This window comes from Psychrilyobacter piezotolerans, from assembly GCF_003391055.1.
Classification (GTDB): domain Bacteria; phylum Fusobacteriota; class Fusobacteriia; order Fusobacteriales; family Fusobacteriaceae; genus Psychrilyobacter; species Psychrilyobacter piezotolerans.
The window spans coordinates 1-15,252 of record NZ_QUAJ01000019.1 but is presented as its reverse complement, the minus strand read 5'-3'; the positions used below and the strand labels follow the sequence as shown (position 1 = coordinate 15,252).

At 35.0% G+C, this 15,252-nt stretch carries 13 protein-coding genes; 8 read left to right on the top strand and 5 right to left on the bottom strand.

Annotated features, from left to right (window positions below; translation table 11 throughout):
- Positions 1-189 precede the first annotated feature (189 nt).
- On the bottom strand, positions 190-1,782 hold the full coding sequence (locus DYH56_RS10690; RefSeq protein ID WP_114642863.1) for a sensor domain-containing diguanylate cyclase: 1,593 nt from the start codon (positions 1,780-1,782) through the stop codon (positions 190-192).
- A 180-nt stretch (positions 1,783-1,962) separates the two neighbouring features.
- Here DYH56_RS10690 and DYH56_RS16380 point away from each other — a divergent pair, with 180 nt between their 5' ends.
- Positions 1,963-2,088, top strand: coding sequence for a hypothetical protein (locus DYH56_RS16380; RefSeq protein WP_255414705.1), 126 nt, complete (start codon positions 1,963-1,965; stop codon positions 2,086-2,088).
- 36 nt (positions 2,089-2,124) lie between these two features.
- On the opposite strand, the gene DYH56_RS10685 is transcribed toward DYH56_RS16380, so the two are convergent.
- The 4 genes from DYH56_RS10685 to DYH56_RS10670 form a co-directional block, all read right to left on the bottom strand.
- Positions 2,125-2,496: an arsenate reductase/protein-tyrosine-phosphatase family protein gene (locus tag DYH56_RS10685; RefSeq protein ID WP_114642862.1), complete on the bottom strand. Its 372-nt coding sequence runs from the start codon at positions 2,494-2,496 to the stop codon at positions 2,125-2,127.
- Positions 2,497-2,559: 63 nt separating this feature from the next.
- Positions 2,560-3,615 carry an ACR3 family arsenite efflux transporter gene (arsB, locus tag DYH56_RS10680; protein WP_114642861.1) on the bottom strand — a complete coding sequence of 352 codons (1,056 nt, stop codon included), beginning with the start codon at positions 3,613-3,615 and terminating at the stop codon, positions 2,560-2,562.
- An 83-nt stretch (positions 3,616-3,698) separates the two neighbouring features.
- Entirely contained in the window at positions 3,699-4,019 is a 321-nt protein-coding gene (locus DYH56_RS10675; RefSeq protein ID WP_114642860.1) for an ArsR/SmtB family transcription factor, read from the bottom strand.
- Between the two features lie 280 nt (positions 4,020-4,299).
- The gene (locus tag DYH56_RS10670) at positions 4,300-4,497 is read right to left on the bottom strand and encodes a hypothetical protein (protein ID WP_114642859.1); all 198 of its coding nucleotides are present in this window, start codon (positions 4,495-4,497) and stop codon (positions 4,300-4,302) included.
- Positions 4,498-4,782: 285 nt separating this feature from the next.
- Between DYH56_RS10670 and gshB the strand changes: the two genes are divergently transcribed.
- From gshB to DYH56_RS10635, 7 genes are all read left to right on the top strand, one after another.
- Complete coding sequence (gshB, locus tag DYH56_RS10665; RefSeq protein ID WP_114642858.1) at positions 4,783-5,844, top strand: glutathione synthase; 1,062 nt, start codon at positions 4,783-4,785, stop codon at positions 5,842-5,844.
- 139 nt (positions 5,845-5,983) lie between these two features.
- A complete protein-coding gene (locus DYH56_RS10660; protein ID WP_114642857.1) occupies positions 5,984-8,875 on the top strand; it encodes a DEAD/DEAH box helicase in 2,892 nt (963 codons plus the stop codon).
- Positions 8,876-9,443: 568 nt separating this feature from the next.
- Positions 9,444-10,589: a reductive dehalogenase domain-containing protein gene (locus tag DYH56_RS10655; RefSeq protein WP_114642856.1), complete on the top strand. Its 1,146-nt coding sequence runs from the start codon at positions 9,444-9,446 to the stop codon at positions 10,587-10,589.
- Positions 10,576-12,507, top strand: a complete 1,932-nt coding sequence (locus DYH56_RS10650) for an FAD-dependent oxidoreductase (RefSeq protein WP_114642855.1) — start codon at positions 10,576-10,578, stop codon at positions 12,505-12,507. Before DYH56_RS10655 ends, DYH56_RS10650 begins: the two co-directional genes overlap by 14 nt.
- A gap of 1 nt (position 12,508) precedes the next feature.
- Complete coding sequence (locus tag DYH56_RS10645; protein ID WP_114642854.1) at positions 12,509-13,567, top strand: sodium/glutamate symporter; 1,059 nt, start codon at positions 12,509-12,511, stop codon at positions 13,565-13,567.
- Positions 13,568-13,614: 47 nt separating this feature from the next.
- A complete protein-coding gene (locus DYH56_RS10640; protein ID WP_114642853.1) occupies positions 13,615-14,058 on the top strand; it encodes a MarR family winged helix-turn-helix transcriptional regulator in 444 nt (147 codons plus the stop codon).
- A 431-nt stretch (positions 14,059-14,489) separates the two neighbouring features.
- The coding region (locus DYH56_RS10635) for an SLC13 family permease (RefSeq protein WP_199533018.1) at positions 14,490-15,252 on the top strand (763 nt) is incomplete at its 3' end.

Below are 15,252 nucleotides of genomic sequence, written 5' to 3'. Positions count from 1 at the left end.
GGGGGAAATAGTATTTCAAACATTTTCAAAAAAAGGTTTAATGGAATTTCTTCTACCATGTTAAAATTTTCTACAGATCTTCCAAGTGAAAAATTCACCTTAGATATTAAAAATGGTACAATAACAAAAAGATATAAAAAAAATAAAAGACCTCCCAGCTGTAATAGCAGTCAGGAGGTTTTTATTTTATTAAGATTGAAGTATATATCTATTCCTGCCGCTTTCCTTGGCTTTGTAGAGAGCCTTATCGGCTTCCTTCAAAAATAAATAAGAATTTTGATCTTTGGGAATTGTAGAGCTCTTTATCCCCATACTGACCGTTACCTGCCCAAAATTAGAATCCTTATGTTCCAGATTGCACATTTCTAATTTTTTCTGGAATTCATTTATCAGACATATAGTTTCTTCCAAAGGGGTCTGGTATAAAATTATTAAAAACTCCTCCCCACCGTACCTGCCGGCGATGTCTCCTTCCCTTTTAAAAACTTTTTTTAGAAGCTTCCCTATTATTTTTAAAACCCGGTCTCCCTCAGGGTGCCCGTACCTGTCATTATATTTCTTAAAATAATCTATATCCATCATGATGAGAGTTAATATGCTTCCAGACCTCTTAGCACTCTTAAACAGCAGATCATATCCTTCATCCAGAAACCTTCTGGTAGACAGCCCTGTTAAATAATCTGTATATGCTAATTTTTCCAGAGCAATTTTTTTATCTTCTATATCGTTTTTTTGTTCTTCTGTTTGAACCATAAGATTATTAAATGCTCTTATAACTTCATCCATCTCATTGCCTACCTCAGGATATTCAAGCAGCTTATATTTTTGATTTTCCCTTATAGAAGTAATATGACTATAAAGGGATACAAGGGGAGTAATCAATTTTTTATTCACTCTATTTTTTACAAAGAAAATAAATAGGAATGAAAGGATAATAGGGATCATTCCTATCCAAAAATTCAATAAAGCACCCTTGGAAATCCGGTCATCTACCGTCACCTTTATGATGTAAGCTATTTTATGAACACTTTTCATATAGGGAAGGTAATAAACTCTCTTCCCGCCTTCTATTTTATCGGAATAAAAATCCAGCTCTTTTTTTGAATCAAGAATATTTTGTATAAGTTTTTTATCATTTTCATTGGGAATATAAAGTTGCAATGATAAATTATTTTTTATCTTTAAATCAAATATATAGTCATCATCTATTTCTTGAATAAACAGAAGGTGTCCGGCTGCTTTTCCATTTCCATTGCTGTCCAAAATAACATGGGAAAAAAATATATAGGCTTTCCCGGCTATATCCATATACCCCGATACTGTTTTGACCCGGTTTTCACCATTTGGCTGGCTGCTGAAAAAATATTTTTTACCTTTTAATGAGATGACATTTTTTATATTTGTTTCGGGAAAAGAATAATTAACAACCTCGTTTTGCTTATTGTCATAGATAGCAATGTAATCCAGTCCAAAGAGTTTCAGGGAGTCTTCTGTAAAAAGTCCCTCCCAAAATTTTTGTTTTTCTTCCCTGCCCATAGATCCATCCATGCTTTGGTAGAGTGTATCCCACTCGGCATTGTCCTTTAGGATAGAAGAAAGGTGGTCAAATTGCTGTGAAGTAACTGAAAATAATTTATTTATATCCTGTTTATGTTTCTCTCTGGTAGCTCTTTTAAGAGCCGGAATAACAACCAAAATATAAGAACTTATATAGGTAACGGCCATTATGCATATAAGAGAAAAGAACCATTTTTTCATAGAATTTTCTAGATTTTTTTTCAACTAAATCCTCCCTTATTTTATCTTTAATGTTGCAGATGTTATCACTAGTATACTACTTAATTTTTCAAAATTGAAGTTTTTTCAATAGTTCATTATATTCAATTAAGTTAAGGGAATCGATTGTAAGCCTGTTATTGTTTGTTTTTAAGTAAGAAGTTTGAGCGGACTTCAGACAAGATTATGCAGCTTGGAAAGGTTCTGGTCGATATAGTTAACGGGGAAAATTTGAGAAAGCAGGAACTGGAAAATCTAACAACAACAAAAAGAGCTTCGATTAGAAGCTCTTTTGTTGTTGGATTCTTCTAAAGAATCCTCTAAAGTGTTGATCTTATGACCTAATAATTATTGACTCAGATCTTCTAATAATTTTTTTACCTTTAACTCTATCATCTCTACACATTTTTTCTTGTCCTTTACATTTTCCAGTCCAAAATTAACCACTTTATCTGCCAGATGGATTGGACAGTCAATATCGCACCCCATCTTTACCAAAACATCTACTTTTTCAGGCAACTTATCCATACTGCTTGGATGATATCCCTCCATGGAGTATCCTTTGGATTTCATTATCTTTTCCCCAGCTTCATTTACCTTTTCAGCCGGATTAGTTCCTGCTGAATAAATTTCAAAAGTTCCATCATTAAATTCATTTCCAAACCTTTCTCCAATAAGAGATTTAAAAGAATTTCCGCTACATACGAATGCTATTTTCATTTGTTTACTCTCCTTTTTTATTTTAATATTTTTTCATTGATTCATTGATTCTAAGATACTCTCTTATACAGTTGCTTCTTTTGCTTTAAAATATTTTCTTGTTGAATTTGAAATTTTTACCAGTATTAACATTACAGGTACTTCTACCAGAAGCCCTACTACAGTTGCTAAAGTGACTCCAGAGTTAATACCGAATAATGCTATTGCCACTGCCACTGCCAGCTCAAAGAAATTACTGGCTCCAATCATAGCTCCTGGAGAAGCAATCTCATGGGGCATTCCCCATTTTTTAGCCCATAGGTAGGCTATAATAAATATCAGGAACGTCTGGATAGTAAGAGGCACCGCAATAAGAGCTATATCCATTGGATTGGTCAACAGCTTATCTCCCTGGAAAGAAAATATAATGATAAGAGTTAACAATAATCCTGTCATAGTACTTTTATCAAACTTTTTAATAAATGTGTTTTCCAAGTAATCCAGCCCTTTGTGAGCTACTACAGATTTTCTTGTAACCCATGCTGCAACTAGAGGGGTTACCACAAATAAAACCACTGATAAAAATAAAGTTGCATATGGTACGGTAACATTGGAAACTCCTAATAAAAACCCTACAATGGGAACAAACGCCACCAATAGTATAAGGTCGTTTACTGCTACCTGCACCAGGGTATATGCAGTATCACCCTTAGTAAGTTTACTCCATACAAAGACCATTGCTGTACAAGGTGCTGCCCCTAATAAAACTGCCCCGGTGATATATTCATCTGCAAGCTCTGTAGGGATAAGTCCGCCAAAAACTCCCTTTAAAAATAGTACTGCTATAGCATACATTGTAAAGGGTTTAATCAACCAGTTCATACTGGTAGTTATGGTTAATCCTTTTACATTTTTCGTTGCACCTACGATACTTTTAAAATCAATCTTAAGCATCATTGGATAGATGATCAGCCATATCAATACTGCTATCGGCATGGAAATATTTGCATACTCTAACTTACCTAAGGCTGTTGGAATTTGAGGGATATATTTTCCAATCAATGTCCCTCCGATCATACACAAGATCACCCAAACTGTAAGGTATTTTTCAAAAAAATTAATTCCTGTTTCTTTTTTCATCCTTTTTCCTCCCTGTAAAACTTAAAATTATATTGATAACCGTATATGATTATCAAATCATATACCTGATTAAAAAAAATATACTAACATTCTGAGTATTTAATCCTGTTTAAATCTTCTAAAAATATCCCTCCATTTAATCTACTCTCCAATATTTCTTTTACAAAGTAATTTTCTTTCAGAAACTTTTCAGAAATCTCATAATAAACCCACTGAACTCTTTTTTCTCCTACAATTATTCCCGCTTTTTTTAGTTTATTGAGGTGTCTGGAAAGATTCGATTGGTTGAGTTCCAATATTTCTTCCAATATACAGACACAGGTTTTATTTTTGTTGTGTAATATATTTAATATTCTCATTCTATTTTTATCTGAAATCAACTTTAATATCTCTATTATCTCCATGTTTTCCTCCTCAGCTATATGATTATATAATCATATTACTTTTTTTTACAATATAAGTCAAGATATTTTAATCGTTATCGGTGTGTGTTTTCTTTGCTCCTTCAGCAGGTGGAGGAATTTTAGGAAATAAAGTTGCAGTAAAAATAAAATAAGATATCCAGGTACCTAAATAAAAAGAGGGCGACTCATAAGTAAATTTTCTACTTGAGCCACCCTCTTTTTATTTAGCTATCCTCCTAGAGAATTCTCTAAAATATTAATCTCTTTATTTGTATTTTTTTTAATAGTAATCATTATCAGATTCTACCTCGTCTGAATCTTCAGGGTAATCTATATCATATTTTTCAAGTATTTCTTCTTTCATTTCTTCGGCCTCAAACCATTCAGGAGTATACATATCTTCTTCACGTTCAAACAGTTCTAAAAACCTGTAAAAATCCTCCGGTGTCATAATCTCTTTTAATTCATCTAAATCCATAATTTGTTCTCCTTGTTGTAAATTTATTAAGAAATTTTTCCTCCTTTAATTATTATAGAAATATCAAGTTGATTTAGGAGATTTTCTTCTTTTGACAGACATTATAGTACTATATTTTAATGGATTAATCAATTGTATTTTTTTTATTTTTTCACACAAAAATTAGACGTGATTTCACTCAAAATTAAGTTGACTTTTTAATTGCAAAAGCATAGAATATCTTACTAAAAATCATTTATATATAAATAATTTTTACGTAAAAAAGATTTTATTATGGAGGAAAAAATGAATATAGGTTTTGTTATAGGTGATTGGGGAAAATTGAACCCGTCTAAAAATTCCACTTTAAGAATGATTCACGAATGCTGTGCAAGGGGTCATAATGTGGGGATCTTATATCCCTGCAACCTTACTATAAGAGATAATATCACCTATGGCTTTGTTAAGGTATTAAAAAAAGAAAGTTATGCACTGAATAACTTTACAAGTTTTCATAAAAAGATGGAATTTGATGAGAAGATGATGCCTATAAATGCATTTGATGCAATGTTTTTAAGAGCTGCTCCACCGGTAGATTCTATTATGCTTAATTTTCTGGATTCGGTTAAGGATGAGGTATTTATAGTAAATGATATCGACGGGATCAGGAAAGCTAACAACAAACTTTATACTACTACTTTTCATGACCCGGAAGATGAATTTCTTCCAAAAACCTATGTATCCAAAAATACCGAATACTTAAAGGGAATAATGGAAAAATCAGCTGAGGAAAGAATGATATTAAAACCTCTTGATGGTTATGGGGGAAGCGGAGTAATTATCATTGAAAAAAGTGCCAGCAAAAATTTAAGTTCCCTTCTGGATTTTTATATAAATGGAAAGACCGGTAAACACTATGTAATAGTGCAGGAGTATATCCCTGAGGCTGAAAATGGTGATGTCAGAGTAATTATGTTAAACGGTGAACCAATAGGAGCCTATAGGAGAGTACCTTCAAAAACGGATAACAGGTCGAATATACATGCCGGAGGTAGTGCCGAAAAGTATAAACTTACAGACCATGATCTGAAGATGTGCAGGAGGATAGGAAAGAAACTTGTTCAGGACGGTCTTTATCTGGTAGGCCTTGATATTATTGCAGGAAAACTTATAGAGGTCAATGTTCAAAGTCCCGGTGGGATAGTAAATATCAATAAAATGACTGGAAATAAGATTCAAAAAAATATTATAGATTTTGTGGAGGAAAAGGTTCATGAGATAGAGGAATTTGCCAAAGTAAAAGAATACAGACTCAACAGAAGAAAATTATTTAAAAAAGAGATGTCCGGTTTAAAAATTAAGAACTAGGAAGATTATTCACAGGATAAGAAATTTTATACCTTTTATTTTTTAACCGGTAGTTTATCCATATAAATTTTATCCCACTGCCTTTTTATGTTAATATGTTGTTATAAAGGTAAATAAATATAAAAAAGGGAGGATGTAGATGGGATCTGTCCATGAAGAATTAAGAAGGTCTGTGGAAACAGGGTTTATAGATAAAAATTACAGTTCAAACAGACTATATCTGCCCCAGTTAATCACAAATAACAGATTAAAAAATAAAAAAGTCCTGTCGACCCTCTTAAATGAACTGCGAACCTGTGACGAGTTTTATTTTTCAGTTGCATTTTTGACTAAAAGCGGAGTGGCTGTGCTGATAAATACTCTGGAGGAGCTGAGGAACCGGGGAATAAGGGGAAAAGTTTTGGTGTCCCAATATCAGGATTTTACCCAGCCGGAAGCCCTGAAAACCCTCCTGCAGTTTGAGAACATCGAACTCCGTATAGCAACTGTGGGTAATTTTCATGCCAAGGGATATTTTTTTAAACATAAAAACCGGTACACCCTCATGGTGGGAAGCAGCAACCTCACTGCCAGTGCACTCTGCACCAACAAGGAGTGGAACCTCATGGTAACCGCATCGGATAACTCAAATCTGATATCGGAGGTTTTGGAAGAAGCTGATTCAGAATTTGAAAAGGGATATCCTGTAACCCCTGAATATATAAAGATCTACGAAAAAATCTATGATCACCAGAGGGAAGTGAGGTATAAAAACAGGGAGGAGATAGAGAGTATTTTAAAGAGGGTTGAACCCAATAAGATGCAGGAAGAAGCCCTGAAAAATATAGAAAGATTGAGAAGAGCCGGAAATGACAGGGGGCTCCTCATATCAGCAACAGGAACAGGTAAAACCTACCTGTCGGCCTTTGACGTAAAGGAATTTAATCCCAGGAAATTTCTCTTTATAGTCCACAGGAGAAATATAGCAAAAAAAGCCATGGAAAGCTATAAGACCATCTTTGGCAGAGAAAAAAGGTTGGGACTGTTTTCAGGGGAGGAAAAAGATACAGAGTCGGATTTTATATTTTCCACGGTGCAGACCATCTCCAAAGAATCAAATTTAGAATTATTTTCAAAGGATCATTTTGACTATATTGTAATCGATGAAACCCACAGGGCCAGTGCTCCTACATACCAGAAGATATTAAATTATTTTACTCCCGAATTTCTACTGGGAATGACAGCAACTCCCGAAAGAACAGACGGTTTTGATATATTTGACCAGTTCGATCACAATATTGCCTATGAAATCAGATTGGATGGAGCCTTGGAGGAGGAGATGCTGGTGCCCTTTCATTATTACGGGGTTACCGATATAAAGATGGAAAATAACTCCATATCTGAAGATGAAAACTTTTCCAGACTGACCTCGAAAGAGAGGGTGGACAGGATAATTGAAAAATCAAAATTTTACGGAACAGATGACGGGACTGTTCGGGGACTGATATTCTGCAGCAGGAAGAAGGAAAGCCAGGAGTTGTCCAGATTATTCAATGAAAAAGGGTATAGGACAGCAGCTCTTACGGGGGAAAGCACGGAAAATGAGAGGGAAGAGGCTGTCAGAAGGCTGGAATCGGAGGATTTTGACAGACTGGATTATATCTTCACAGTGGATATCTTCAATGAAGGGATAGATATACCAAAAGTAAACCAGATAATTATGATTCGTCCAACCCAGTCAGCCATAATATTTATCCAGCAGCTGGGAAGGGGTCTTCGAAAAAGCAGGGGAAAAAGCTATCTTACAGTTATTGATTTTATAGGAAATTACAACAATAACTATCTGATTCCCATAGCCCTCTACGGGGATAACAGTTTTGACAAGAGTAAGATAAAAAAGATGCTGGTCAATGAAAGCAGGATGATCCCCGGAAGCTCCAGTATTAATTTTGACAGGATATCCAAAGAAAGGATCTTTAAAGCTCTTGACCTGGCTAACTTAAAGACCAAAAAAGATCTGGTAAAAGATTATGAACTTTTAAAATATAAGCTGGGAAAAATACCCATGATGACCGACTTTGCAGAGATGAATTCCAGGGATCCCAAAACCTATGTAGATTATTCTAAATCCTACTATAATTTTATAGCTTCCCAGGAAAAAGACCTGATCCCTCCCCTGGAGGAAAGGGAGAAAAAACTATTGGAGTTTTTTTCCACAGATATTGCCAATGTGAAAAGGATTGAGGAAGTGGTGGTGATCTCCCAGCTGATAGAGAGAAATAACTATGGGGTAGAAGCATTGAGGAATGATATTTTAAAAAAATATGGGTATGAGATATCCCATGAAACTGTGATTTCCCTCTATAAAAATCTTAATTTTGAATTTATAACAGAGAAGCAGGAGAAGAAGCTGGTCAGTGTAAGGGAAAAATATGGATTTAATATAGTAAATTTAGAAGATAGTAAATTTACCTTGGAAGATGATTTTCTAAAGTCATTGAAAGACGAAACTTTTAAGACTTTTTTATTGGATCTTTTAAATTATTCTATAATTCAATATGATAAGGTCTATAAAAAAGAAAATTTCTATGAGGGATTTATCCTCTATGAAAAATACTCCAGAAAAGATGTCATAAGGGTACTGAACTGGGAAAAAAATGAAGTTGCCCAGGGGATTGCAGGATATAAGGTGAATGAAAAACTGGGGAACTGCCCTGTATTTATTACCTATCACGGGGATGAACAGATCTATGATCACGGTTTTTTAAGCAGGTCGGAATTTAAATGGATGTCCAAGGCCAGGAGAAAATTAACCAGTCCGGATATGACTGTGATCAGAAACCGGAGGATAAGGATGCCTTTATTTGTAAAAAAAAGTGAGGATGAGGGGATAGAATTTTTCTATATGGGAGATCTGACCCCGAAAAAAGACGGGATAAAGGAAACCATAATAAAGGATAAAAAGGGAAAAGATGTCTCGGTGGTAGGAATAGAGTGCAGGTTAAACAGGAGTGTAGAAGATGAGATGTACAGGTATCTGATGGAGGAGTAGTTGTGGATATCTCCGTTTATGCCTCTAAATCGATGTAGAATTAACTTACATTGATTTAGGGGTATTTTTTTATGGAAAGAGGAACGACTAGTAAGGGTAAGGTCTTGTGCTTACCTGGAAAATAAAAGCTTTGCCATCAATAAATTTCGTAATAATTCGTGACAAAGAAAAATTCTAAAGATTCCATCTTTAATACGGAATACTTTTTCTCTACAGCTAGAAATAAGTATCCAAAAAGAGCCGCAAGTTTATAATTATCTTTATGAGTAAGTCAGAGGATTCCCGTTTCTTATTGGGGTGCCTGACGGGCATGACAGGTGCGACGAAACTTGCAAGGTGTTTACTGAGGAAGCTAGACGACTATAAACTTCAAAATTAAAAGTCAAAAGATAGAGTCAGATTCTAATCAGCGTCAAGAGTTTAGAACCTATGTCAAAAAAGTTCATAAAGAATTTTTTTAAATGAAATAAATAACTTAGATAAGGTTGCTATATGCATGATAGTTGCTTTTTGAAACCATACATGTTAAAATAGTTGCACAAAGAAACTAAGTTTAAGAGGTGAGTTTATGAAAAAATATGATGAATTGGCTAGAGAATGGAGAGAAAGAAAAAAAAATATGCTGATAGATAAAGAAAACCCTATCTGCAACTGGGATGATACAGATGTCTTGTTTTTTAGGGAAAATCAAGGGAAAAAAATCACAGACAATAATCCCTATGTCAATATTTTAGATGTTGAAGAGTTTGAATTATTATTGGAAAATGAACCATATCCCCTGTCTCCGCCTGCTATGGCAAGATCGGGAAATCCCAAAAGTAAAACCGGGGAATTTTTTAAAGTGATGCACAAAGAAGTAACAGGAGATGAGATGCATTATTTTAAAGACCAGATGATCTCCATGGAAAGAATTATGAAGGAGATAAAAGGCGGAGCTCCCAAGCCCAATCCAGAGAAAAAAATGGATCTTCATGAATTAAAAGGTGAAATGAAAAAATATGCCAAGAGTTTGGGATTTTCAAGTGTGGGCGTGACAAAATTAGACAGAAGGTATGTTTCTGCCGGGTATGAAAATGAAATAGCTTATGACACCATTATCTTATTGGGATATGAGATGCCCAAAGAGATAATTGAGAACTATCCAAAGCCCCAGGGAGAATTAGGTGCTTTTTATGCATATACGGGCTGTGCACGGAATGTTCACAAGGTGGCAGATTTCATAAGAGATAAAGGTTATCAGTGCCAGGCCAGGGACTGGAAAGGTGGTATTAAATATCCGCCCCATTCTGTAAATGCAGGCTTGGGGAATTATTCAACCTATGGTGTATGTATCACCCCGGAAGCCGGGACTCGTCTTAAATATTGCGCTATTTTAATAGATGAACTGCCCATAGATCAACCCAGAGATTTTAATATCGAAGAATTCTGCTCAAGGTGCAGGATGTGCCAGAAATCATGTCCTTCAAAATCTATCCCTAAGGAAGAAAAAATGCATAAGGGAATTCTTAAGCGCCAGACACGTTTCGCTACTTGTTTTGAAATGATGACAACGGACAGGGAGTGTATGAAGTGCGTAAGAGTATGTCCTTTCAGTCTTTTCGGGTATGAAAAATGTATGGATACGTTACCGGAATACTACAGGTATAATCTGGCCAAAGAAGATTTAGATATGGAATTTTTAAGAGGAGAAGGTGAAATAGATGGAAAAAAATAAAATAATCCATACTTTTGGAGATATCTGCAATAAATCAGCTGTGGAAATAAATGAGAAAACCACTGTCTCGGATATTTTAAGTGAATCTGAAGGTATGAAAGAAAACAGGAAGTTAAAAGTGGTCCAGATCGGAGGACCCCTGGGAATTTGTATTCCTCCAAAGGATATATCCAAAAATATCAATGAATTTGAAAAGTTTTTCAATGGAAGGATGATAGCTTTTTTAAATGATCTGTTCTGCCCGGTAGACTATATGAGGTTTTTAACCAGGTTTTTAATAAGAGAACTTAGAATTGACAACGATAACATAAGAAAATTAAACCAGTCGATTGAAAAAATAACCCAGGGAAGGGGAGACCTGGAGACCCTGGAAGAGATTAAAAAATCTCTTGTCCTGGGAAAAACTGTAGCAGAAAAACGTCTGGCTGACATCTTTTTATTTCTTTTGGATGAATTTAAAGATGAGGTTTTGGAGCATATCCTGGATAAAAAATGTTCAACGGGTATCTGCAGGACTCTCATCACTGCACAGTGTATAAATGCATGTCCTGCTGAAGTTTATATCCCCGGGTATATTGAACTCATGAAAAATGACCAGTATGAAAAGGCATATGATCTTATGAGAAAAAACAATCCCCTTTCCTTCATATGCGGGAAGATTTGTGCCAGGCCTTGTGAAGAAAGGTGCAGAAGAAAGGAGATCGAAAGTACAGTTGGAGTCCGGGCTCTAAAAAGATTTACCTGTGATCTGGTGGTTAACAATAAAGAATATACCGAAGATAAACTGGAATCTAATTCCAAAAAAATTGCTGTTGTAGGGGGAGGGCCTGCCGGGATCAGTGCTTCATATTACCTGGCTAGAACCGGGTACAGTGTGACCATCTATGAAGCTTCTTCTGTTATCGGAGGAATGCTGGCAATGGGAATACCGGAATACAGACTGCCCCAGAAAACTATCGACGATGAAGTAGAGTTGATCACCAACCTTGGAGTAAAAATAATTAAAAACACAAAAATAGGAAAAGATATTTCATTGAAAACTTTGAGAGACAGTAATGATGCAGTATTACTGGCTTCCGGATGTCATATGGGAAATAAATTCGGTCCGGAATCAGAAAATATTGAACCGGCTGTTAAATTTTTAAAAGAGGTTAAAATTGATAAAAGAAAAACAATAGGAGAAACTGTATTGGTTATCGGCGGCGGGGATGTAGCGATGGATGCTGCCAGAACAGCTCTCAGGCTGGAAGCGGATGTTATTGTGGCTTCTTTAGAGAGTTTTGATCAGATGCCAAGTAAAGAGGAGAAACACGAAGCCGGAGAAGAGGGAGTTAATTTTCTCAACCAGTATGGAATTAAAACTATCGAGATAGAGGGAGAAAAGCTTCTGGTTACATTAAAAAGGTGCCTGATACTGGAAAAAGACGGCAGGTTCGACCCTCAATATGATGAAGATGATATTAAAACTTTAGAGGTAGATAATTTAATTATGGCAATAGGCCAGAGACCGGATAATAGTTATTTAGATGAAGATATCAAAACAGTAAATGGCTGGGTTAAAACAGATAAATATTCATTTAAGACTACAGCTGAAGGTGTTTATGCCATAGGAGATATGTACAGACCCGGGATAGCCATAAAAGCCATTGCAGAAGCTAAAAAAGCAGCAGCTGCCATGGATGAAGCCTTGGGAGGAGACGGGCTCTATTTAGGAGAGGAAATTGAGATCCCGGAAAGACCTCTTAACTGCCAGATGTGGGAAGTTGAAAAAGCTGATGAAAATATTCATGTTCCCCAAAATTTAGCCGATAACTTTGAACTGGTCTCTGTGGTATATACCAGAGAGGAAGCCAAAAAAGAAGCGGGCAGGTGTATGAGGTGCGACAGGAATTCCATTAAACCTCTGCACTTAAAGTAGTATGCTGAAAACTTTTATATTTTTAAACATATGTTTATTGGCAGATATTAAATTTAGAAAAGAGATCTCTCATTTACGAAAGATCTCTTTTCCTTCCCTTTTCTTCATAGGGATTTTAGTATCTTTATTTAATATATATTTTAAGTTTAATTTTACCCAGGAGACCGGTAAAATTTTATTGACTGCATTTTTTTCAACTATCGGTCTGAGGTATTCCAAAAAAACTTTTTTTAAAGGGTTCAAGTGGCAGATGATATTTTTAATCTCTGCTGTTTCTGTGTCTGTATTTCAGAATTTATTTATCAAAATAGTAGGTTCTTTTGTCTGTTTTAAAGATATCAAATTGTATTCTTCACTGATGCTCATGGGGGATTTTTCTGTAGTTTCAAAATACTCCTCCCATCCTTCTATTTCAGGGATGGAAACCCTTACTATAATTTTAGGAACTATCTCCTGCAGTTTATTCTTTTTAGTTATTTCGAAGGGGAAAAAGCTGTATACGGAAAAACTGCAAAAAACCAGTATAAAAAATATTTTTAAACCTGCAGTTATTATTTTTATAATCACTGTTTTATCCCTTTTACTGGAGAAAACTTATTTATCTCCCTTGAAAAGTATTGGTATTGCATATATCTCAGGGCTGTTATTCAGATGGAACCTGGATAAAAAAGCAGTATATTTAGAAAATTTTCATATAAATAAAATAGGAAATTATTTCCTGTCATTATTCATCCTCCTAAAATTTTCATCCTTAGATATAAAAAGCCTGCAGATACTGGCTTTAAGTGATATTTTTATTGTTTTTTTGCAGATTATCCTGCTTGTCTTATTCTCGGCCTTCTTCGTATATAAAATATACAGGAAAAAAACTTTAGCTGTTTTTTTGTCCGCAGCCATCCTCGGATTCAGTATAGGTGTTCCTCCATCTACTATGTCGGTACTGCAGCAGGTGGGGAAAGAAAGGGGGACACCTCCTCATATGATTATGATTGTTCCTGTTGTAGGAGCATGGCTGATAACGTATTTTAATCCTGTTATTTCAAATTTTTTCTTAAATTAAGTTTATCTATGATATAATTTATTTAAGAATTTTTTAAAGGAGAGATTATGAAGGAACATTTAATTACAATGGCTTTATCCAGTATTGAACGGGATTATAACTATTATATGAATAAGAAGTTAAAGCAGTATAATATCGGAAAACATGAGATAAGAGCTTTAAAGGTTATTAATCAGTATTCCGGTTTAAGCCAGAATGAAGTCTGTTCTATTTTAAAAGAAGATAAAATAACTGTCAGTAAGGCTGTAAAAAACCTGGAAAAACAGGGGTATATCAATAAAGTAAAGGATTTAGAAGATAAAAGGATCTACAGACTTTATATCACTGAGAAGGGTTCTTTTGACAGAAAAGATTTTATTGAAATAACAAATAATATAAATCAGATTTTTTCCAGGGGTTTATCCGATCCACAAAAAACAGAACTGTTGAAACTTTTAGATATACTGCAGAATAATATCCAGGAAGAAGCCGATAAACTGAGAAAGCTTTAAATTTTATGAAGCCGTCAGAAAGACTGCAGTCTTTCTGGGGGACTTTTTTTATAGTTAAAAAGCTCCTTACAGTAATTTGTAAAAAGGTAGGAAAAGAAGAAAATATGCTTATTTTAGACTTGAAAATTATTTGAAGAAAATAGAATAAATTTTTTTATATAAAATAGTTGCATAAAGAAACTATTGTTATTGAAACAATTGCAAAGATAAATTAAGTTTGAAAGGCGAATTTTGAAAAAAGATGCTCCCCGATAAAGAAAATCCTATCTGCAACTGGGATGATATAGACGTCTTATGTTTCAATGCAATAAAAGAGGAATCAGTAGATTTTATAAATAACTTATTTGGAATCAATGTTTAGAAACAAATTAAATCAAGAAATATTAGAATAATTATTGCAACAGAACCATAAGTTTAGGAGGAAAGAAAAGATGCAACTAGCAATAGGTTTAATCATATTTATAACGACATTTTATTTGATAATAACAGAAAAAGTCCCGGGTCCCATAGCCACCCTTTTAGGGGGGCTGTCCATGGCACTTGTGGGAATCATAAATGAACACGAAGCACTCCATGCCATCGGCTTCAGACTGGAAATAATACTCCTGCTGGTAGGGATGATGATCATCGTTCATTTTATCTCCGAAACAGGAGTCTTCCAGTATTTAGCAGTAAAGGTAGCACAATTAGTAAAGGGAGAACCCTTTCCCTTACTGGTACTTCTGGCAGTAATAACTGCAGTCTGTTCAGCATTTTTGGACAACGTAACCACTATCTTACTCATGGCACCGGTATCTATCTTACTGGCAAACCAGCTGAAAGTTGACCCCTTTGTATATATCATGACCCTCATAATGTCGGCCAACATAGGGGGATTAGCTACATTGATCGGTGATCCTACCCAGCTGATCATAGGAGCAGAGGGTAAGATAGGATTCAATGATTTCTTAATCAATACAGCTCCAATAGCCATTATTTCACTGATTATGTTAATAATTACAGTCTATTTTATGTACGGCAGAAAGATGGTTGTATCGAGAGATCTAAAGGCCAGGGTAATGGAACTGGATGCATCCAGATCCTTAAAAAACATAAGATTATTACAGGAATCTGCTACTATATTTGCCCTGGTAATCTTTGGATTTTTGATGAATAACTTCATCGATAAGGGACTGGCTATAATGGCTCTCAGTG